Below are 22,586 nucleotides of genomic sequence, written 5' to 3'. Positions count from 1 at the left end.
TCTCAGAAAATATTTATGATAAAATTTATTAATAGATAGTAAATATTTTAAGAATTTTCAATTTCTTCTTTCGCTTTTTTCGTCAGTGATTTAAAAACAAGATCATATGACTGATCGATCATTTTTAAAATCAAATCTCTTTTTAAGCCGTCTACTGAAACAGTATTCCAGTGTTTTTTATTCATGTGAAATGCACTTGTAATCTGATGATATTGTTCACGAAGCTCTAAACTCCATTCCGGATCGGTCTTTACATTGATGCTTAAAGGCTGTCTTTCCAATGACATCAACAAAAATATTTTTGTTCCAACTTTCATGACAAGCGTTTCGTTATCAAAAGGAAAGCTTTCGGTAACTCCTTTTTTCGCAAGACAGTAATCTAAAATTTCGTTGGCATCCATTTAGTATGAGTAATAAGTAATTGGTAATAAGTTATCCATGATGATTGATGAATTATAACTGATAATTGATAAAACATTTAGTCGAAACATCTTTTATCTTTTATCTTCAATAATTACCTCAAATTTAGTAAATTTAAGAAAGCAAAATATCATCTACAAACCACATTAATTATGAAAGCTCTCGTCATCGGCGCTACAGGTGCTACAGGAAAAGATTTGGTAAATCAGTTAGTAAACGATAAAGATTTTGATGAAGTGAATGTTTTTGTCAGAAAGCCTTTATCCATTCAAAATGAAAAGCTGAAAACCCATGTCGTCAATTTTGAAAATCCTGAAGAATGGAAAGATCTTGTAAAAGGTGATGTTGCATTTTCCTGTCTCGGAACAACTTTAAAAACAGCAGGTAGCAAGGAAGCACAGAGAAAGGTAGATTTTAATTACCAATATGAATTTGCAAAAGCTGCCAAAGAAAATAATGTAGATGATTATATATTGGTTTCTGCATACGGAGCAAACCCGAAATCTAAAATATTTTATTCTAAAATGAAAGGCGAACTTGAAGAAGCTGTAAAAAAATTACATTTTAACAAAATTACGATTTTCAAACCCGGAATGCTTGAGAGAAAAGATTCTGAAAGAACCGGTGAAGTTTTAGGAAGCAGAATCATCAAATTTGCCAATAAATTCGGGCTTTTTGAAAGCCAAAAACCTTTACCTACAGATATTTTGGCAAAAGCGATGATTAACTCTTCGAAGATCAAAAGCAATGGATATTCCAGTATAAAGCTGGGTAATATTTTCTGTTTTGCTGAAAAAAGTAATGATTAATTTAATAAAAAATCCGCTTCTTATTGAGGAAGCGGATTGTATATAAAAATAATTTTATTTATTATTTAGTAGCTGGTGCAGCTGCCTGAAGTGCAGCTTCTTTAGCTTTCAATTCTGCAACTTTAGCCTGATTTCTAAGCATTGCATAAATATCTTTTAAGACAGAAACTGCATCGATATTGTTAGGTTCTGCCTGATACCATTTTTCAGCATAAGGTAATGCTTTATTGAATCTTTCTTTTCTTGCTTCGATAAGCTCAGTTGCTTTATCAGGATTTGCTTTTCTAAGTCCGTTAATTTCTTCAACTGCTTTGGCATCATCACCAATTACAGTATAAACAAGATTCTGGTGTGCATTAGACATTTTAGGATTTAATTCCAAAGCTTTTGTAAAAGATGCAATCGCATCATTTACAGTTGCAGGATTTTTAGATTGTAAAACTCCTAAATTATACCAGTTAACAGCATCATTCGGATTTTTCGCCAATTGATCCTTCAGGTTTGTCATGAATTGGTCTGTTTTACCAGATGCATACAGAGCGCTTCCCTGATATTCTTTAAGTTTAGCATTATTAGGATACTTTGCCAAACCTTTTTCAATAATTGCCAAAGCTTCATCATTCTTTTTAGCATTCAAAAGCAATGTTGATAAAGTTTCATACAAATCCGGTTCTACACTCTTAGTCTGCTCAGTTTTGAAATCTGAGTAATCTTTTGAAGATGTTTTTTTCAGCAATTCCCAAGTTGCTTTATCATAGTTTGCTACCTGACCTGTTTTGTTATCTTTAGCTGTATAAGTAGTTTGAACTCCGGTGTATCCAGAATTAATAAGATCTGTATAGATTTTTATTGATTCATCAAGATTATTTGCCAATGCATAGCTCAGTCCTGAATAGTACATATACGTCTTATCATCCTGACCATTTGTTTTCAACAAATTATAAAGTTCTAAAAACTTTGGTGCTGCAACCGCATAGTTTTTAGCATTATATGCATCCATTGCTGCCTTATTAGTAGCCTCAACTTGAGCATTTACATCTTTTGCGTCCTTCTTTTGTGCGAAAGCAAAAGTCGATGCAACGATTGCTAAACCTAAAATTAGCTTTTTCATAATAAGAATTTTAATTAATTTAAATTATTCTTCAGAATCAGAATTTTCAGTTTCATCAACCGGATTTTCACTGTCTGAATTATTTTCTGTTTGTGGCGATGTATTTTCTTCAGTTGAAATATTTTCTATAGATTCTTCTCCTTCAATCACTTCTTCTTCTACATCCTTATCCATTTCAACTTTTGCGATAGCTGCAATTTCGTCATTCTTTTTAAGATTGATCATTCTTACACCTTGAGTATTTCTACCCATTACACGCATTTCATCCATATTCATTCTGATAGCAACACCGGATTTATTAATAATCATTAATCCGTCCTCATCAGTCACGTTTTGAATCGCAATCAAATTACCTGTTTTCTCAGTGATATTTAAGGTAATAACTCCCTTTCCACCTCTGTTTGTAATTCTGTAATCTTCTACTGCCGTTCTCTTACCGTAACCTTTTTCAGATACTACAAGAACCGTTTCACGCTCAACATCATTCACAACAATCATACCAATAACTTCATCATTATCCTCCATTGTTATTCCACGCACACCAATTGAACCTCTACCAACTTCTCTCACCTTTTCTTCAGGGAAACGAATACATTTACCATTCTTTGTGGCAATCATAATCTGAGATTCACCGTTGGTAAGATATGCACTTAGCAACTGGTCATTTTCACGAATTTCAATAGCGTTAATACCATTGACTCTCGGCCTTGAATAAGCTTCCAAAGAAGTTTTCTTGATGGTACCGTTCTTCGTAATCATCACCACACTCATCTGATTAATGTAATCTACATCTTTCAAATCATTGGTTCTGATGTATGCTTTAATCTTATCGTCCGGTTCAATGTTGATTAAGTTTTGTACTGCTCTTCCTTTTGCCGTTTTAGAACCTTCAGGAATTTCGAATACTCTTAGCCAATAACATTTTCCTTTTTCGGTGAAGAACAACATATATTGGTGATTCGTTGCAGACACAATGTACTCCAAGAAATCTGAGTCTCTCGTTGTAGCCGCTTTATTTCCTACACCACCTCTACTTTGAATTTTATATTCTGAAAGCAACGTTCTCTTCACATAACCCGCGTGAGAAATGGTGAGAACTACAGATTCGTTCGGAATAATGTCTTCAATAGACATTTCTCCTCCTGAATAGTCAATTTCAGTTCTTCTTTCGTCGCCATATTTTTCTTTTACTTCAAGCAATTCATCCTTGATAATTTGGAATCTTCGCGGTTCGTTTGATAAAATATCTTCCAAATCAGCAATTTCTTTCATAATTGCATCATATTCGTCACGGATTTTATCAAGCTCCATTCCTGTAAGACGGGCAAGACGTAAATCAAGAATAGCCTGAGCCTGGATTTCAGAAAGTTCAAATTCAGAAATTAAACCTTCTTTTGCAGCTTGTGGGTTTGAAGAATGACGGATAATTGAAATCGCTTTATCTAAAGCATCCTGAGTTCCGATCACTTTCATGAAACCTTCAAGAATATGAGCTCTTTCTTTGGCTTTTCTAAGCTCGTACTCCGTTCTTCTTACAATCACTTCATGTCTGTGTTCTACGAAGTGATGAATAATATCTTTAAGGTTCAGCTGTTCCGGTCTTCCATGTACCAATGCAATATTGTTTACACTGAAAGATGTCTGTAAAGCTGTATATTTATATAATAAGTTTAAAACAACATTAGGAATCGCATCATTTTTTAATTCATAAACGATACGAAGACCGCTCCTGTCAGACTCATCTCTGATTTCAAAAATACCGGGAATTTTTTCTTCCTTTACCAATTCGGCAGTTCGCGCAATCATTTCAGCTTTATTTACCTGATAAGGTACTTCTGAAACAATGATTGCATTTCTGTTGTGTACTTCTTCAAAACCAACTTTAGCTCTAAGAACTACTCTGCCTCTTCCTGTATGGAAAGCATCTCTTACTCCGTCATAACCGTAGATGATACCACCAGTCGGGAAATCCGGAGCGATGATGTGTTGCATGAGCTCATCAATCGTAATTTCCTTATTGTCAATATATGCACAGATAGCATCAATAGATTCTGAAAGATTGTGTGGCGCCATATTGGTTGCCATCCCTACTGCAATTCCTGAAGTTCCGTTTACTAAAAGATTGGGAATTTTGGAAGGAAGTACCGTAGGTTCCTGTAAACTGTCGTCAAAGTTATTCTGAAAATCTACTGTTTCTTTATCTAAATCTGATAAAACCTCATCGGAAATCTTTTTTAGTCTTGCTTCTGTGTAACGCATTGCTGCAGGTGGGTCACCATCCATTGAACCGAAGTTACCCTGCCCGTCAACCTGTGGATATCTTAAACTCCAGGATTGCGCCATTCTTACCATCGCATCGTAAACAGAAGAATCTCCGTGCGGATGATATTTACCCAAAACATCCCCAACGATTCTCGCAGACTTTAAATATTTTCTGTTTGAGAAAACCCCTAAACCATACATACCGTAAAGCACTCTTCGGTGTACAGGCTTCAGACCGTCTCTCACGTCCGGTAATGCTCTCGAAACAATAACCGACATCGAATAATCGATGTAAGATGATTTCATTTCATCAACAATGTTGATAGGAATTAATCTTTCTCCTTCTTTTTGCATATATAAGTTTTATTGTAATGATAATCAGACTTTTAAAATCATGTCTGAAAACTATTTATTTTGATTATTTAATAACGGGCTAATTTACAAAATTTTTGCCGATTTTTGCCTGAGAATTCAATCAAAATATCTTAAAAATATTAAAATATGAGTGTATTAAGCATTACCTTTCATTGTGTAAAAAACAATTTGGAAGAATGGGAAAAATATGTAGACGAAACGCTGATTCTGATGACCGAAAACCTGATGGACGTTAACAAATATATTTTGTCTGAAATTCACAGCGATTATATTGAAGAAGGAAAAAACTACAATCTCCTGCTTATTTTTGATGATGAAGAAAAACGCAGTGATTTTATAGATAGTGAATTACTTAATATTTCCGAAAGAATCGAAAAACAGTTCGGACAAAATGTAATGATCTTCAATACATTTCTCAATCCCAAGAAAACAAGAATGTAAAATAAAAGCTCCGATATGGAGCTTTTTTATGTTTAATGTCTGCCTCGATGGTGACCTTTGTGTTTTTTATGTCCATGACCGGGCTTATCATAATAATAAGCCTGCTTTTTAACCTGACCGGGAGCATAATGCCTTGCACTGCCACCATAAACTTTTTTCGCATGTCCCGGAGGAAGCCTTCTTCCGTGATGCTCATGTACAACACACGATAACAGAATAGTGCCCGCCACCACAATTATTGAAGTAATTTTTAATAACCCTCTCATAATCTTACTTTAAATTTTCAAATCTTATATTTACAATGATAATGCCAAAACAAAAAAATGAATTATGTTTTAGAAATAATACATCATCATAAATTTAATTTTATCATATTATTAAATTTAAATAAATCAAAAACTGTCTCAATAATGAGACAGCTTCTGTTTTTATAAGTTAACTACAATAACCGGTCTGCTTTGATAAACCCTTGGATGCTTATATCTTTTATAAGTATAGTGTCTGTACGGTCTTACCGGCTTATAATAATGTTTCTTGTAATGATGTCTTGGAGCTTTATAGTATACAACTTTATTATACTTCATTTTATGAGGTCCTCGGTGACCATGGTAATATCCTTTATGTGGACCATGATGACGTTTTTGTATAGGTGACGCCTGATAAAATGCAAAAGAAAAAATCAACAAAAACAGCCCGATTGCTTTAAATAATACTTTCATAATAATCAATTTCAAATTACAGAAAATTTTATCAAGACTAATGCCAATAATCTTTTATCATTGATTTTTTAATAGTTTTTATGATAATTTTATGCTTTTAAACAGCAATCTCAATAAATTATCTCCAAATAATAAAATTATATTATCTGTTTTGGTTTCTTGGATGGGCTTCTTTTAATTTTTCGATCTTTTTATCGTGACCGGGAGGCATCGGCCGACGACTTGATGTGGAAGACATGACGAAAACATTCCGATTAAAATGAAAGCTGCCATTGTATTTTTAATGAATTTCATAACGCTGCATTTAGGTTTATGAATTAAAATATACAATCAAAATGCCAATCATTATGTAATTTAAAATACATTTTTACTTCTTCGCTCCATAAAAATAAGATCTTTCCATTGACCATGGAGCTGAGCTACCTTTTCTCTTTTTCCAATAATTTTGAAACCATTTTTCTGGTGAAATCTTATAGCCATTTCATTTTCAGAAAAAAGATTGGATTCCAAAGTCCAAAAACCATGGCTTTCGCTGTCGACAATAAGTTTCTTCAGGAGCATTGTACCTAAACCTTTCCCGATATAATGATTGTCTAAATAAATACTTACTTCAGCAACGCCTTTAAAGAAATCTTTTTTGCTGATCATTTTTAAAGCGCACCAACCAACCACTTCACTCGCTTCATTCTCTAAAACCCATCTGCAGTCATTGTAATAACTGGAATTCCAGGCTTCAGCGCTTGGTAATTCTGTTTCCAGAGTCGCCATTCCGCTGTCGATTCCCTGCTTAAGAATTTCCAGTACTCTTATTTCATCCTCCGGAAGCATTTCTCTTATCTCGTAATTCATTTAATGATATTTTCTTTTACTTTTTCTTTTAATCCTCGAATAATGAGTCTGCTTATCTTTTTTGTCCTCAGAAATCACACTGATGTTTCCATCCACTTCAAGAATAGCAAGCTTCACGTTTTCCATGGTTTCCACACTATGTTCCCGGATGGCTTCATTCAGTTCATCAAAGGAAATTTTCACTTTTCTCAACGCAACCGGATCTTCCTTTCCATCTTTTACTAAAATTACAGGATCAGCTTCCATCAGGCTTGCAAAACTTCGATTCGAAAACATCAGTCTTTTCACAATAAAATTAGCTATGAAAAGTACCAAAGCTGCTATAATTCCGCCTTCCAAGGAAGTGTTTTGTCCGACCATTGCGTTTTGTACTGCATTAGAAATAAGAAGAAGTAACACAACATCTCCTGCATTGAGCTGTGAAAGCTGGTTTTTCCCAAACAGACGAATCGCAATCATCATAAAAAGATAAACGCAGATGGAACGCAAAACAACATCTAAAATGGGATTCACAACAATTAATATTTAAATCAAATTTATACAATTAGTATAAATAAAAAAACTGCTTTTTCAAGCAGTTTCATGGAGTAAATTATATAGTTTGTTTCTATTGAATTATCGGTTGCTGATGTCTACTCTTACAGGCATTACATAAGATGAAGCAAGCATATTTTCATTCAGTTTGCTTGGGTCAACTTTATATTGAAGATGAGATAAGACATTTTCAATTTCTTTGCTTACATTTTTGCAGTCTCCTTTTGAACGAACATTTACGATTTTACCATTTTCAGCAATATCAAATTTCACTTCAGAATTTACAACCCCTTGCTTATAATCCTGATTGGTAAAGTCGAAATTAGCAATGAGCAGATTTCTGATTTCATTAAAGGCATCATTTTTATTTAATAGAACTTCCTGGATCATGTTGCCAGAAGTAGTTTGAGCTTTCATATTGTTAACAACTGCTGTTAAACCGAAAATAAAAAGTGTTGCAACGAATATTTGAATTTTATTTTTCATAACTCTTTGGTTTTAAATATTATATTAAACTTAATTACTATTTCTTTACCAAAGATATATAAAATAATTTACAATAATTTTACATTGAGTTAACATTGAGTTAACATTAAAAATTAAAATACTGATTTTCAACAATTTAAATTTTTAAAATAATTGAAAAATTAACATTGGAATTGATTTTAAAGCATAAAAAAAGCTAAACATAAATTATTTAGCTAATATTTCATTACTTATAAGCCTTCAATTATTCTTTTGTTTTCTAATTCATTGATGATAAATTGAGCATCACTTTCACTGATATATTTATTTTCGTAGAGCCAATGTATCCTGCCAATCTGCACATGAACCGGAATCAAATTATCGACTTTATAGTAGGTTTTTAAATAATAATTCTTTTTGCTTTCTTTAATTTTCGAAATAAACGAATCAACTTCTATCATATCTTTTTTTGTATAGAAAAAGACAATTGGTTTTGTTGCTACCAAATTTTTTGAGCTTTCTTTTCTAAATTCATTATTACATAATCCTACAATCACTAATGCAGGAATCATTATTAAAGCAAAAACAAACACTCTCATTGATCCTGACAAATCAAAAGAATCGTTAATGATAATGTTTAGAAAAATACCGTTAAATAAAACAGATACCGCTATTCCTAAGAGTACAAGATCTTTAGTTTTTCTAAACACTATTTCATCATCCTGAATATCTGTAAAATAAACTCTGTATTCCTGCACTTCTTTAGCAAAATTATTTTTTACTAAAACTCCATCTTCCAGAATTTCAAAATATTTAGAATTTCTCCCGTTTTTTTGTTTTAAAATATTCATTTAAATAAAAGCTACAACTCCCTCTTCAAAAACTTCCCTGTCAAACTCTTCTTAGACTTTACAATTTCCTCAGGAGTTCCCTGCGCAACAATTTGTCCGCCGTGTTTTCCACCTTCCGGACCAACGTCGATAATGTGATCGGCCAATTTTATCACATCCATATTATGTTCAATAATGATGAATGAATTTCCTAATTCCACCAATTGATTAATAGCATCCATCAGTATTTTCACATCTTCAAAATGAAGTCCGGTTGTCGGTTCATCAAGAATGTATAAAGTATTTCCTGTTTGTCTTTTTGCCAGTTCCGTTGCCAGCTTGATACGTTGAGCTTCTCCTCCCGAAAGCGTTGTCGATTGCTGTCCCAACGTAATATATCCCAAACCGACATCCTGCAAAGTTTTCACTTTTGCAAAAATCTTTGGAATCGGCTGGAAAAATTCTACCGCTTCATCAATCGTCATATCCAACACATCGGAAATCGATTTTCCTTTGTAACGAACTTCCAATGTTTCTCTATTGAAACGCTTTCCGTTACAAGTTTCACAATGTACATAAACATCGGGTAAAAAATTCATTTCAATCACCTTTAAACCGCCTCCCTGACAAGTTTCACATCTTCCGCCTTTTACATTGAAAGAAAATCTTCCCGGTTTGTAACCACGGATTTTAGATTCTGGTAATTCTGCAAAAAGATTTCTGATATCCGTAAACATTCCTGTATACGTTGCAGGATTTGAACGTGGCGTTCTTCCAATCGGAGTCTGGTCTACATCTACGATTTTATCGATATGCTCAAGACCTTCAATTTTTTTGTAAGGCAAAGGCTCCTGAACGGCTCTGTAGAAATGTTTGTTCAGAATCGGGTACAAAGTTCCGTTGATCAAAGAAGATTTTCCGCTTCCTGAAATCCCTGAAACGACTACCAATTTTCCCAATGGAATATCAAGCGTTACATTTTTAAGGTTATTTCCTGTAGCGCCTTTTAATACGATATTTTTACCATTCCCTTTTCGTCTTTCTGCAGGAATTTCGATTTTTCTTTTTCCGTTGATGTATTGAGCGGTAATTGTATCAGCTTTTAATAAATCTTTCGGTTTTCCCTGCCAAAGAATTTCACCTCCGAATTTTCCGGCTCTCGGACCAATATCCAATACCTCATCGGCTTCCAGAATCATGTCTTTATCGTGCTCTACAACCAACACAGAGTTCCCGATATCACGAAGATTTTTTAATGAATTGATCAATCTTTCGTTGTCTCTTTGGTGCAATCCGATGCTTGGTTCATCCAGAATATAGAGAACATTCACTAACTGAGAACCGATCTGCGTTGCCAGACGAATCCTTTGAGATTCTCCTCCGGAAAGTGTTTTTGAACTTCTGCTCAAGCTTAAATAATCCAAACCAACATCCAGTAAAAACTGCAATCTGGTTTCGATTTCTTTTAAAATTTCGTGAGCAATAATTTTATTTTTTTCTGAAAATTTATCTTTAACATCAGCCAACCAATCTTTCAAATCAATTAAACTTAATGCATTCACCTCAGCAATATTTTTTCCGTCGATTTTAAAGCTTAAACTTCCCGGTTGAAGACGTGTTCCTTTACATTCAGGACAGGTTTCTTCTGTTGTGAAATGTCTTTCCAGCAAAATGGCTTCGTAAGATTCTCTTTCCTCAATTAGTTCTTCCATAAAAGGAATCAAACCATCAAAACTGATTTTGATTTTCTTGGTAATTCCTGCATATTTTAAATCTTTATTAAATTCTTTGTGACAACCGTTGTAGATATAATCCAAAGCTTCTTCCGGAATATCCTGAAAAGGAGTTGCTAAACCTAAACCAAAAATTTCAAGAATATTTTTAATCTGAGAAAGAATCCATTTATTAGACTTAATATCTTCCAAAGGCAGCAAACCTCCCTGATTGATTGATAATTTCGGATTTTCAACAAAATAATCGGTGTTGATTTTCTTAATAGTTCCTAAACCTTTACAGCTCGGACAGCTTCCTTTCGGAGAGTTGAACGAAAACGTATTCGGTTCCGGCAACGCCAATGAATGACCGGTTTCGGCATCCATTAAATTTTTAGAAAAATATTCAATCTCAGTACTTCCTAATTTTTGAATTCCAATTAAGCCTTCTCCCATTTCCATGGCTGTTCGCAACGATTTTTCCATTCTGGCTTCGGAGGCAGATTCGCCGATGATCCAACGGTCGATGACGATGTCGATGTCGTGGGTTTTGTAACGGTCAAGCTTCAAATCATATTCAATATCCTGCAATTCGCCGTCGATTCTTGCCTGTCCGTACCCTTTTTTTGCCATTTGCACAAAAAGTTCGTGATAATGTCCTTTTCTGGAACGAACAACAGGCGCCATTAACATGATTTTCTCACCTTTATAATTTTCCTTGATGGTTTCAAGGATCTGATCTTCGGTATAACTTACCAACTTTTTTCCTGTCGTCTGAGAATAGGCATCCGAAACTCTGGCAAATAAAAGACGTAGGAAATCGTACAGTTCAGTAACTGTTCCTACAGTTGAACGTGGGTTTTTATTAGTTGTTTTTTGCTCAATTGCAATTACAGGAGACAATCCTTCGATTTTATCTACATCAGGACGTTCCAGACCTCCCAAAAATTGTCTTGCATACGCAGAAAATGTTTCAATATAACGACGTTGTCCTTCCGCAAAAATCGTATCGAAAGCCAACGAAGATTTCCCGCTCCCGGAAAGTCCGGTAATTACGACCAATTCGTTGCGCGGAATTTTTACATTGATATTTTTTAAGTTGTGTTCACGGGCTCCGTAAACTTCTATATATTCTGTTGATTTACTCATAATTTGGGGTGATTTTACCTGAAAATCACGATGTGCAAAATTACGGAAATTTTGGGAATTTTCTGTGTTAAAATATGTTTGTTTAATTACCACAAAGTGCACATTATTTTCAGTTTAAAACAGTCTTTATTACAAAACAAATACCGATGAAACTTTCACCGGTATTTATTTTAATTAAAACTATAAGTATTTATTTCACAAACGTATTGTATGAATTCAGCACAGATTCATACGCAGAATCCATCTGCTGAATATTAGAGTCTGAGATCTGCTTGGTCGATTTTGAATCTCTGATGAGTTTTCTGAATTTGTCTAAGAAATCTGAAGCGTTTTTATTAACACTTTCAAATTGAGTTTTTTTGTAAACATACTGCGTTTCCTTCACATTAAACTCTTTTTTAGAATTTTCAGCAACAACTTTCTCAAATTCATCATATTTTTTCTGGGCTTCGGCTTCGTTAAAGCCATGTGTATATTGTTTATCCAAAACATCCATTACAGAATCCATAGAATTCATCAGTGATTTTGATGACACAATAAATTCTTTCATCGGATGGTCTTTCAGAATTACTTCTTCAGCAGCTTCGGTTGCCGGTTTTATCTTCGCTAAAATATTTTCTCCTGCAATGAAAAATTCCTTCGCTTCGGCTTCAATCTCTTTTTGTAAAGCTTCTGCCTTAGCTCCCTTGTCGTCTTTATAATCTTCAGAGGTAATGTAAGATTTCAACTCTTCATATTTTTTTTCGATGCTCTCTCTTTTTGCCTTGTAGGTATTAAAATCTGCCTCAATTATTGTTTTATCTTTTTCGAAGCCTGAAGGAACATTTTTTATTTTACTCAAAGAATAGTCCATCGAATTAATCACCAGCGGCATACTGTAAACTGTTTCTCCATGTGATTTTTTCACAGCTGATTCTGCATATTTTACAATATTCTCTATATGTCTGCTTGAACTTTTGTATGAATCAAGGAAGTCGTTGTTAAAGTCTATAATCGCCTGAGATTCGTTCTCTCCCGCTTTCATTACTGCATTTTCAATTTTATCCAGACCTTTCTTACAACTTATACTTGCTGCACTTAGCGATAAAGCCAGTGCAACCATCATTACTTTTTTCATATTTTATTATTTGGTTTAAAAATTAATTTTCAAAAAAATCGGTGTCTTCATTACTTATTTTCACCAGATATTCTATTCCGTCAATTGCTTTTGCAACGATTTGATTACGCAGAATATTTGCCATATTTTCCCAGTAAACTCTTCCGTAAAAAGAATAGTTGTTTGGAACGATTTCCACTTCCACCGTTCTTACAAAACCTTCTTTCGGTTTCGTGCTGATCATGGTGCCACGTTTTACACGAACGTCTTTCATTTCATCTTTAAGAACCATACGGCAATAGTTTTTAACATCTTCTAATGAAATAATTTTATCCCTCGTCGTTAAAGCATATTTATAAGCCTGAATACTGTCTGAACCTTTTTGTTCTTCTGCTCCACCAATTGTCTCAGTCAATAAAATCATTGACTGTGATTTCAACTGATTTGAAAGTTCGGTTCCGGGGCGCATGTGGTTTGCAAAAGTGCAGTGAGTCACCCAAAATGAAGCATACGTATGGTCTGTCTTTTCTACAGGTTCCATGATAACATAATTCAGCTCTTGTCTGATGCTTCTTTTTGCATTATTGACTTTCTGAACCATGGATTTCATCTTGTCGGACATTTCACCAAGAATTCCTTTCACATTATCCCTATTTAATAATGAAAATGCTGCAATCTCATCTCTTGTCAATTCCAGAACATTAGAAATCATATCGACTGCATTTCTGTTATTGAAGCGCTCCATTCCGCCTTTTCTTACCGTATACAAACCTTTTTTAAGATTATCAGAAGGTGTAAAAGGAATTTCGGTATATTTTCTTCCGTCTCCGTCCTGAACTTCATCCACGTACAGGAAATGTTCTGCGTCTTCCGTTACAAGAGGAATATTATTCCCCATAATGTCTAAACTGTATTCTGTTTTTTTCCAGCCCCGGTTGTAAACCGGAAAAGCATTCAGAACAAAAGTAAAATTATCTAAAATTTCTGCCGAAAACTGTGGTGGAAACTCAAAAGTTAACCACAGATATTCTTTTCCGCCTAAATACTTCTGAATTTCCTCTCTTCCATTTAAGAAATCTAAATCCTGGGGAAGATTTTTAGTGAACAAATCTCTCGAAAGTCCGCTAACTTCAATGAATCGATGATGATAGATACTTTTAATATCATCAATAATTTTAGTTTTTATCGACTGTTCGTGAAATATCTGTTCATACCCTTCAGCCTGTTGGTTTTTCACATAAGAAATTCCCTCTTTGATGAACATCGGATTTCCATCACTTGAAACCGTACTGTAAGGCAATAATTTGTAAACAAAATCAAGATGTTCAAATGCCGGATTTGAACAATACAAACTTATTGTTTTCGGAAATTTTTCGTTGGTATATTTTGAAACATCAATTCCGATCGTTACTTTACGGTAATCTTCTGTTCTACCCTGAAATCTTGAAATTGGAATCTTATTTAATCTTTCATCTAAACTGTAACACGTATTTCCTACAAACATAATCGCAGTCTGAGCTTTGTTTGTACGCACGCTTCCCACCGGAGTAAAAGGAATGTTCAGCTGTTTGTCTGATTCCGATTTTATGGTGGAATTCATGTGTTTTCTGAAGAAAAATTCAGTGTGTTCCAGTAAAATTTCCGACGATTCATAAGGCATTGTATAAGCCAATGCGTGAGCCGGAACCGGATGTGTATAAATTGATGGGGTTAATAATTTAGCAAGTTTCTCTAAAATCCTTGCGTTTACGGTCTGAATTTCATTATTCGCTTTAAAAACTTCCGTGCTGAACGCATCAATCAGCAACTTCACAAAAGGATCTAATGACTGTGGACTTTTCAATCCCCAGACTTTTGTAGCGTTCTGAAGCATTCTCGCTTTTACGGATTCTTTGGAATAAATATTCTGGTCTAAATTCATAAAATCTTTTTACAAATAAATATTTAATCGATGGACATCGGACTCAAAAAAAGCTCGGTTGAAAAACTGAAACGCTCTCCTGTAGCTTCCATTTTTGCGTTGATTCCTATTTTTACTTTTTTCTTGATCTCTGTGTGTTCTTTTGTATCGTAATTATGCTCTACAAACTGAATATGAGCATCGATTTGTGGATTTACAATCCGAGGTTCGTACTGTAAAATCTGCCTTTTAAGACTTTTGATGAAAACATTTTCCCAAACTGCTGATGTAACGCCGTTATCAAATTCAAGATTCCAGACATCGTTTCCGTAATTGTCATCGTATCTGTTTTCTCCTTTTTTTGTGGTAATTAAAAGCATGATGTTGTGGGCGATGCTTTCTCCCATGTCGCAGGTATCGATACTTCCACCTTCGGACATAAGCGTAGAGGGTACAAAAGGCATTCTGTAATTCGGTGTGTCCATAAGTGATATTTCGTTAATTCTCTTTGGTGTTATATAAAACGAAATACCAAATTAATCATTTTTGAGAAATAATGAGTTATGCTATCTTAAAATTATTGCTAAAAAACTGAGGTTCTTTGTTTAAATTTTATATTCTTGATTTTACTCATCAAAAAAATGAATGTTATGGTTAAAAACCGTTTCAAGGTTGTAAACCTTGAAACGGTTGATTATTAAAAATAAGTTCTTGCTCTTGCTTATAAATTATGAGATTGCTTCTTCGCTCCGCTCAATGCAATGACAGAGGAATTTTTTAGCCTCGATTGAACGGTGTGTCTGAGCTCTTTTGACTGTTTTTTCGCGGCGGCAAAGCCGCCGCGAAAAAACAATCAAAAAGCGAGTAGTGAAAGCGAGATTAAGCTCCTAAAATTTAAGAATCTGCTTTTTTATTTCTATTGATGAGGTAATAAACCGGAAGTCCGATAAGAACAATTAAAAATCCCGGCCAAGTATATTGCTGCTTATAAATCAACAATAATACACAGAAAGCAGTTCCAATGAGAAGATAAACTATTGGAGTAATTGGGTATAACCACGTTTTGTAAGGTCTTTCAAGATTGGGTTGCTTGATTCTTAAATAAATTACTCCGAAAACCGTAATCATGTAAAAAAGCACAATAACAAACGAAATCATATCTAAAAGATTTCCGTACTGTCCGCTCAGACAAAGAATTGATGCCCAAATACCCTGCATCCAAAGTGCATTTCCTGGAACTTGATTTTTATTGTTGTCGACAGCAGATTTAAAGAACAATCCGTCTTTTGCCATCGTCTGAAAAACTCTTGCACCCGCTAAAATCAATCCGTTATTACAACCGAAAGTAGAAATCATCACCAAAACAGCGATAATTACCGTTCCTGCACTTCCAAAAATATTCTGTGAAGCAGCAACCGCGACTCTATCATTGGCTGCAAAAGCAATCGAATCTCTGTCTAAAGCGTTGATGTAAACAAAATTTACGGCAATATATAGCAACATTACCGCAGAAGTTCCCAAAATCATAGCTTTGACAACATTCTTTTTTGGATTTTCGATTTCTCCTGAAACGAAAGTCACACTTTCCCATGCAACCGAACTGAATACGGAACCTACCATCGCAGCGGCTATTCCACCCATTAAAGTCATTCCTGAAATAGATTCCCAACCAGACTGCAGAAAATTTCCTTTTTTATCTTTGAGTAAATTATTAAATGAATCTGTTCCAAAGCTGAAGTTTTCTGACCAATGAGAAACATCCACTAATATAAAACCAAGGGCAATTAAACCTAACAATGCCAGAATTTTTGAACCAGTAAATAAATTCTGCAGAATTTTTCCGCTTTCTACACCTCTTGTATTAATATAAGTCAACAGAAGAATAACGGCAATTGCCAAAATCTGAATCCATGTAATCTGAAATTCCCCACTCTGAAAAATAGGTGCGGCATTATTTAGACTTGGAACAAGATAGGCAGTAAACTTACCGAAGGCCATTGCAACCGCTGCAATCGTTCCGGTTTGAATTACGGTAAACAAACCCCATCCATATAGGAAGCCCATTTTTTTTCCAAAAATTTCGGTTATGTAAGTGTATTGTCCGCCCGCTTTTGGAAATAAGGAAGATAATTCACCGTAGCTGATTGCTGCCGCAACGGTCATGATTCCGGTAATAATCCACACCACAATCAGCCAATATCCTGAGCCGAGATTACGCATCATATCTGCGCTGACGATAAAGATTCCGCTTCCGATCATCGAGCCCATGACAAGCATGACAGCATCCCAAAGCTTCAGTTTTTTCTGCATATCTAATTATTACGCTCAAATATAATTAAATATGCAATAGATTTAAGATTTTGTTTTAAAATTATAAGTGACCTGTTTTTTATCAAGTTTATAATCATTCTAAAATTCAAATTTTATTATTAATTTTGGAAAAATATAAATACAGAATCACCATATTTATATTTAAACAAAATCCTTATTCAAGTAAGGCGATTTATAGAATTAATAAAAAAAAACAAAACTTACATATGAAATTTAAGTCCATATTACTTATAGTGGCAGTGAGTATATCTGCGTTATCATTTGCCCAGGAACAGAAAAAAATGGGTCCGCCTGCCGGAAATGCCATCGTTGGAGATACTTATGGTTCGGCTGTTGAATCTAAGACAGAATCTAAAGCAATCTCTGTAGAAAAATTAAGCAAGAAACTTAAAAAAGAAAATAAAAAAGTTGAAAACGTTGCTATTAAGGGAAAAGTAGTAGATGTATGTGATAAAAAAGGATGCTGGTTAACGATTGAAACAGATGATAATTCTCAGTTTTTTGTAAAAATGAAAGATTATGCGTTCTTCGTACCTACGGCATTGAAAGGTAAAACAGTCGTTATGGATGGTTCTGCAGAAAGAAAAGTAACTTCAGTAGATGAGCAGAAACACTATGCTGAAGATGCCAAAAAGCCGCAGGCTGAAATCGATGCGATTACGAAGCCAAAAGAAGAAATCAGATTTGTAGCTAACGGAATTAAGGTTGTGAACTAAAGATTAAGTAATTTTTACTTCCTGTCATTCTGAATGAATCGAAGCGAAATAAAGTATCTATAGATTTTCCTAACGTTGAAATGACATTAAGTACAAAACAAAAGCGGAACAAGTTTGTTCCGCTTTTTTAGTCTTCTATTTTGAAATTTACTTCAGAATCAAGTTTAGGGTATTTTGTATCCGAAATAAATCTTTTCCCGGTACAGTCGATTTCCAGCCAGCCTTTTCTTTTTACTTCTCCTGCTTCTATCACAAAAGGGATAAAAGAAATATCATCTTTTCCTTCTTCGTAAATTTCTCTATACTGAACCGCAATATCCAAAATACATTCATGTTCTGTATTTAATTTTACATTTCGGTAAATAATATCATAATGTGTTTCCTGATTTTCCGGAATTTCCTGATACATTTCCCATCCTTCTATATCAGAATTTAAATCACTCATTGCTTTCAAGGCATAATACAAAGCAATTGTATAATATTTTCTTGTTTCTTTTCTCGAATAATCATCTACAAAATGCCCGCCTTCAAAAAGAATCGTTGGCATTCCGGCTTTTATGAAATTATCGCCTGTAGAAGTCGGATAAAACTCATCAGAATATCTCCCAATATGATTCGGGATTAATTTTTTTAAATGATTGTAAACGTCAGCAATTACCGCCATACATTTTTTTCTGTTTTCGGTAACGGTACGCTCTACATTTTCTGAAGGCGCCAAAAAGGAGAGCGTTGCCGGATGAATTCCGTCAGTTGTAAAAATTGTACGCTGTTCATGGAGATTTAAGGCATAATCATATTTCTTTGAGGCAGCCATATTTTTCAGAAACTTGATCTCTTTGCTTGCTTCATTATGAAAATCACGATTCAAATCAATTTCTGAAGCATTCAGCCTTGTCCATTTCTCAGAACCATCAGGATTTAACATAAAAATAAAATCTAAACTGATTTTACTGAACAAATCATCTTTTAGGTCAGGAGCATTATCTAAGCTTTTTAGTAAATCTATCATCGCATGAGTTGCGTTTGATTCGTTTCCATGCATTTGTGACCATGCTAATACATTGATTTTACCGGTTCCAATACTCAATTTATAAATAGGCTGATTTAAAAATGAAATTCCGATCTCCTGAATGTAATTGTTGAGATTCGTCTGTAGATAAGAAAATAATTTTTTAGGAGAAATATAACGATTAGGGAAATCAGAGTTTGCTGTGTAAAAATGTTCAAAATTCATTCAATAATAATTTACATTTTTCAAATTTAGCCATTTTAATTTTAAATCTAAAATTAACATTTGTAATTAAGTTAAACATTGTAAATTGCCACTTTGTCTGTTGATAAAATTGTGGATTAAGAATAATTTAATTACATGTATTTAAATATTTATAATTCAGTTATTTAAAAATTTTATATAAAGTATTAAAATATAATTACTTTAAGTGAATAAGTGTTTATTTTAGCTGAAATGAGCGTAATTAACTTAAACAAAACAAATGTGGAAAAGCATAGTAATAAATAATAATATACAAATGTTAATTGTGGATAAAGTAGAAAATTAGCTCTAAAATTTAGCTTGATTTGAGCTTTAACTGAAACTTATAACTTGCCATGTAAATCAGGAAAATTAGAGGAGATATATAATCTTAAAATATTGTTAAAAGTGTTTATTGACAAGCATTTTTCTACCTAATATTTATATAAAGCGAGAGAGGTATATCTAAAATTGAGGTTTAACAGCAATTTAAACCGTCTCCTACTCCATAAACATTTAAGAGGTAAATAAAAGTCCTATTAAAGGCATAAAAGAAGAATTTTGCTGTATAATGAAAGAAGTAATATATCCGTGATTTATCTTAATGATTCTACTTCATCCTTTACTTTAGGTGAAAAACTAAAGAAATTTAATTGTGGAAATTATCTTTAATAATTTACTTTAATAAATTTTATAAACATAATAAAGTGTTGATAATCAACCATTTAACCTCATTTACTTTTGTATATCTGATAACTTTATGTTATTTACATTTGTATTTGTGTTTTGTAAATTTAATATTTACATTTGTAAAATTAATTTTACAACTTATTTATGAGTTTAAATGAAAGAATTTCAAAAGTTATAGAGTACTCTGGTTTTACTCCATCCGAATTTGCAGATGAGATTGATGTGCAACGTTCCTCTATTTCTCATGTGACTTCCGGAAGAAACAAACCCTCACTGGAGTTTATCATCAAGATAAAATCCCGCTTCCCTGAGATTTTGTGGGATTGGCTGGTGAATGGTGACGGTGAAATGCTGAAGTCTGAACTTCCCGATATCGAAGAACAAACTCCAGAAGAAAAATTAAAACCGACTTCCCTTCCTGATTTATTTACGATGATGAATGATGACGAAGATTTTGGAAGTGAAGAAGAAATTATTGAGGAAGAAAAACCCATTTTTATAAGGCCTTCAGAATCGGTTAAAACGTATCAAAGTAAAGCCAACGAAAAAATAATCGATTCTCAGCAATTAGAGAAACCAAAAGAAGAAATTATCAATCAAGTAATTGATAATCAACAGAATAAAATAAAACGTATTGTTATCTTTTACGAAAACGGAAAATTTGAAAGTTTTGAACCATAAAATATTTTTGGAACAAAATTTAAAAATAAAAAAAGCTCAATCTATTACGATTGAGCTTTCTATTTATTTTTAAAAAATTATTTCTTTCTTCTATCCAATTCTTTTTTGATCAAACCTAATTCTCTTCCGGTTTGTCCCGCAACCGAAGTATTTTCTCTCGCCCTTCTTGTAAGATAAGGAACAACATCTTTTACAGGGCCGTAAGGAAGATATTTTGCAGCGTTATAGCCTTTATCTGAAAGATAGAACGTAATATTATCACTCATCCCGTAAAGTTGCCCGAAATAGATGTTTGGATGATCGTTTTCAAGTCCTTTTGCTTTCATTTTATCCATGACAAGCTCAGAAGAAATCTCGTTGTGAGTTCCGAAAAATGCAGAAACTTTATCCAAATGATTCATAACAAAATCAATTCCTGAATTATAATTTTTATCTGATGCCTCTTTCGTCGGCTGAATCGGGTCTGCATATCCTTTTTCAGCAGCTCTGGCTCTTTCTTTTTCCATGTAAGCGCCACGAACGATTTTATATCCAATGAAATAGTTCTTTTCTCTCGCTCTCTGAAGATGCGCTTCCATATATTCAAGACGACCCGTTCTGTACATCTGAATCGTGTTCCAGACAATTGGTTTTTCCTGATTATATTTCTCCATCATCTCTTCACAAAGCTGGTCTGCTGCATCCTGCATCCAGGTTTCTTCTGCATCTACCATCACTTTTTTGCTGTGTTCATGGCATAATTTGCAAACTTCATCAAACCTTTGCACCACTCTTTGCCATTCTTCTTTTTGACTTGAAGTTAACTCACTTCCTTTTCCAACCGCTTCATACAAATCAATTCTTCCGAAAGCTGTCGGTTTGAAAACGATAAACGGAATAGCCGGATTTCCCACAGAAAATTTAACGATATCTTTGATTTCTTTGCAAACCGCATCAAAAGTTTCTTCATCTTCTTTCCCTTCAATCGAGTAATCAAAGATACTCCCGACTCCTCTTTTGAAAAGCTGTTTTACCACTTTCATACTTTCCTCACGAGTTTCGCCACCTACAAACTGCTCAAACAGAGTGTTTTTTACTATTCCGGTAACGAACGGGAAATTATTATGAACGGTAAAATTCAGGACAGAAGTTCCAATATTGGTTAAAGCTGGCTGTTCGATCATCTTAAACATCCAATACGCTTTTCTCAACTGTGCATCGGTTTTATCAGCAAATGCAACTTTAGTATCGTTAAAAATGGGCATTCTTTTATGTTAAATTTAATTCTGCAAATGTAAGAATAACCAAAGCTTTTTTAAAGCTTTTTTTCTATAATTTACCTTCGATTCCGTTGAGCAGCATCGCAAGAATTCCAATAAAAACCCAAAAACGTAAAATATTGAGTGTGAAAAAATTAGTTCGTCTGGAAGAATTAAGCAGCAGATAAATACAGGTAATCATTATAAACAAACCGCCAATGAAATAATAAGCCATAAAACCTGAAATTCCGGTTTTAATGATAATTTTCATAGAGACCGCTATGGTAACGGTGAGCAGAGAGATAAGAATAATTCTGGTATTTTTACTTTTAAAATAATTCGGAATGGTAGTATATCCGAAAGTTTTATCAACACTTTTTGTTAATGTATCTTTCACAATATCAATACATAAAAGAATTAAAAAAAGAAAAATAGCCATTAAGAAAATTTTCTTCGAAAAAGTCTGATAATATACCATCATTCCGAAAAAAGGATACAGGGTTAAACTGACAAATGTGAGATTATTTAAAATTAAAATACGGCTCAGCTTATGGCTGTAAAACCACATAAAGAACTGATATACAATAAAGAATATCAAAACCCGATAAGAAATAAAAATTGCCACCCCCAATGAAATTACCGTTAATGCCAAATAAGCATAGAGAAAGTATTTCTGCTTGATAAAGCTCTGAATTCTTGTACGAAAAGGTTTTACAATATGATCTTTTTCAAAATCGTAGAACTGATTGATAATTCCACCTGCAAGAATGCTTAAAACGGTACAGAAAATAATACCATGAACTCTGAAGTCGAAAACAAATTTTCTGAAAGATTCTTCCTGATTAAAGAGGAAAAAAGTTGATACATATAATGCAAAAGTAAGCAATGCAGCCACAAAAAAACGTGCGCCCAAAAGAAAGCCCACGAATTGTGAAAATCTGTAAAATAAAGATTTTTGGATATAATTTTTCTGTTGGAAACTCTCTTTTTCAGAACCCATTCCCAA

Annotated in this window: 21 protein-coding genes; 4 read left to right on the top strand and 17 right to left on the bottom strand. The window is 33.7% G+C overall.

Going from position 1 to position 22,586, the window contains the following annotated elements; all coding sequences use genetic code 11:
• Positions 1-47: 47 nt before the first annotated feature.
• Positions 48-401 carry an MmcQ/YjbR family DNA-binding protein gene (locus ACR1PN_RS15325; protein ID WP_433980749.1) on the bottom strand — a complete coding sequence of 118 codons (354 nt, stop codon included), beginning with the start codon at positions 399-401 and terminating at the stop codon, positions 48-50.
• Between the two features lie 171 nt (positions 402-572).
• Here ACR1PN_RS15325 and ACR1PN_RS15320 point away from each other — a divergent pair, with 171 nt between their 5' ends.
• Positions 573-1,229 (top strand): NAD(P)H-binding protein, encoded by a 657-nt coding sequence (locus tag ACR1PN_RS15320; RefSeq protein ID WP_433980748.1) that lies wholly within the window; start codon positions 573-575, stop codon positions 1,227-1,229.
• Between the two features lie 61 nt (positions 1,230-1,290).
• On the opposite strand, the gene ACR1PN_RS15315 is transcribed toward ACR1PN_RS15320, so the two are convergent.
• On the bottom strand, positions 1,291-2,340 hold the full coding sequence (locus ACR1PN_RS15315) for a tetratricopeptide repeat protein (protein WP_433980747.1): 1,050 nt from the start codon (positions 2,338-2,340) through the stop codon (positions 1,291-1,293).
• A 24-nt stretch (positions 2,341-2,364) separates the two neighbouring features.
• Positions 2,365-4,956, bottom strand: a complete 2,592-nt coding sequence (gyrA, locus tag ACR1PN_RS15310; RefSeq protein WP_378177932.1) for a DNA gyrase subunit A — start codon at positions 4,954-4,956, stop codon at positions 2,365-2,367.
• A 147-nt stretch (positions 4,957-5,103) separates the two neighbouring features.
• Here gyrA and ACR1PN_RS15305 point away from each other — a divergent pair, with 147 nt between their 5' ends.
• A complete protein-coding gene (locus ACR1PN_RS15305; protein WP_378177935.1) occupies positions 5,104-5,418 on the top strand; it encodes a DUF4286 family protein in 315 nt (104 codons plus the stop codon).
• A 32-nt stretch (positions 5,419-5,450) separates the two neighbouring features.
• Here the strand turns inward: ACR1PN_RS15305 and ACR1PN_RS15300 are convergent, their stop codons facing one another.
• The 11 genes from ACR1PN_RS15300 to ACR1PN_RS15250 form a co-directional block, all read right to left on the bottom strand.
• A complete protein-coding gene (locus tag ACR1PN_RS15300) occupies positions 5,451-5,684 on the bottom strand; it encodes a hypothetical protein (RefSeq protein ID WP_433980746.1) in 234 nt (77 codons plus the stop codon).
• Between the two features lie 162 nt (positions 5,685-5,846).
• Complete coding sequence (locus ACR1PN_RS15295; RefSeq protein WP_433980745.1) at positions 5,847-6,137, bottom strand: hypothetical protein; 291 nt, start codon at positions 6,135-6,137, stop codon at positions 5,847-5,849.
• A gap of 354 nt (positions 6,138-6,491) precedes the next feature.
• Complete coding sequence (locus tag ACR1PN_RS15290; protein ID WP_378177947.1) at positions 6,492-6,986, bottom strand: GNAT family N-acetyltransferase; 495 nt, start codon at positions 6,984-6,986, stop codon at positions 6,492-6,494.
• The gene (locus ACR1PN_RS15285) at positions 6,987-7,499 is read right to left on the bottom strand and encodes a DUF421 domain-containing protein (RefSeq protein ID WP_433980744.1); all 513 of its coding nucleotides are present in this window, start codon (positions 7,497-7,499) and stop codon (positions 6,987-6,989) included. It abuts the gene before it with no gap.
• Positions 7,500-7,601: 102 nt separating this feature from the next.
• Positions 7,602-8,006, bottom strand: a complete 405-nt coding sequence (locus ACR1PN_RS15280) for a hypothetical protein (RefSeq protein WP_378177953.1) — start codon at positions 8,004-8,006, stop codon at positions 7,602-7,604.
• A gap of 230 nt (positions 8,007-8,236) precedes the next feature.
• Positions 8,237-8,836, bottom strand: a complete 600-nt coding sequence (locus ACR1PN_RS15275; protein WP_433980743.1) for a hypothetical protein — start codon at positions 8,834-8,836, stop codon at positions 8,237-8,239.
• 11 nt (positions 8,837-8,847) lie between these two features.
• Positions 8,848-11,676: an excinuclease ABC subunit UvrA gene (gene uvrA, locus ACR1PN_RS15270; RefSeq protein WP_433980742.1), complete on the bottom strand. Its 2,829-nt coding sequence runs from the start codon at positions 11,674-11,676 to the stop codon at positions 8,848-8,850.
• 190 nt (positions 11,677-11,866) lie between these two features.
• Positions 11,867-12,793 carry a DUF3829 domain-containing protein gene (locus ACR1PN_RS15265; RefSeq protein ID WP_433980741.1) on the bottom strand — a complete coding sequence of 309 codons (927 nt, stop codon included), beginning with the start codon at positions 12,791-12,793 and terminating at the stop codon, positions 11,867-11,869.
• Positions 12,794-12,815: 22 nt separating this feature from the next.
• A complete protein-coding gene (locus tag ACR1PN_RS15260; RefSeq protein ID WP_433980740.1) occupies positions 12,816-14,693 on the bottom strand; it encodes a type VI secretion system baseplate subunit TssF in 1,878 nt (625 codons plus the stop codon).
• A 23-nt stretch (positions 14,694-14,716) separates the two neighbouring features.
• Complete coding sequence (locus ACR1PN_RS15255) at positions 14,717-15,157, bottom strand: GPW/gp25 family protein (RefSeq protein ID WP_433980739.1); 441 nt, start codon at positions 15,155-15,157, stop codon at positions 14,717-14,719.
• Between the two features lie 409 nt (positions 15,158-15,566).
• Positions 15,567-16,982: an APC family permease gene (locus ACR1PN_RS15250; protein ID WP_433980738.1), complete on the bottom strand. Its 1,416-nt coding sequence runs from the start codon at positions 16,980-16,982 to the stop codon at positions 15,567-15,569.
• Positions 16,983-17,209: 227 nt separating this feature from the next.
• Between ACR1PN_RS15250 and ACR1PN_RS15245 the strand changes: the two genes are divergently transcribed.
• On the top strand, positions 17,210-17,719 hold the full coding sequence (locus ACR1PN_RS15245) for a DUF4920 domain-containing protein (RefSeq protein WP_433980737.1): 510 nt from the start codon (positions 17,210-17,212) through the stop codon (positions 17,717-17,719).
• 127 nt (positions 17,720-17,846) lie between these two features.
• On the opposite strand, the gene ACR1PN_RS15240 is transcribed toward ACR1PN_RS15245, so the two are convergent.
• Positions 17,847-18,953, bottom strand: coding sequence for a M14 family zinc carboxypeptidase (locus tag ACR1PN_RS15240; RefSeq protein ID WP_433980736.1), 1,107 nt, complete (start codon positions 18,951-18,953; stop codon positions 17,847-17,849).
• 852 nt (positions 18,954-19,805) lie between these two features.
• Here ACR1PN_RS15240 and ACR1PN_RS15235 point away from each other — a divergent pair.
• On the top strand, positions 19,806-20,342 hold the full coding sequence (locus tag ACR1PN_RS15235) for a helix-turn-helix domain-containing protein (RefSeq protein ID WP_433980735.1): 537 nt from the start codon (positions 19,806-19,808) through the stop codon (positions 20,340-20,342).
• A gap of 77 nt (positions 20,343-20,419) precedes the next feature.
• Here ACR1PN_RS15235 and ACR1PN_RS15230 read toward each other — a convergent pair whose 3' ends face one another.
• Entirely contained in the window at positions 20,420-21,586 is a 1,167-nt protein-coding gene (locus ACR1PN_RS15230; RefSeq protein WP_433980734.1) for a proline dehydrogenase family protein, read from the bottom strand.
• Between the two features lie 64 nt (positions 21,587-21,650).
• Entirely contained in the window at positions 21,651-22,580 is a 930-nt protein-coding gene (locus ACR1PN_RS15225; protein WP_433980733.1) for a UbiA family prenyltransferase, read from the bottom strand.
• Positions 22,581-22,586 lie beyond the last annotated feature (6 nt).

The sequence above is a fragment of the Chryseobacterium sp. RLHN22 genome, assembly GCF_051011795.1.
Classification (GTDB): Bacteria; Bacteroidota; Bacteroidia; order Flavobacteriales; family Weeksellaceae; genus Chryseobacterium; species Chryseobacterium zhengzhouense.
The sequence above is the reverse complement of the archived record's forward strand: the minus strand, read 5'-3'. Positions and strand labels throughout refer to the sequence as shown.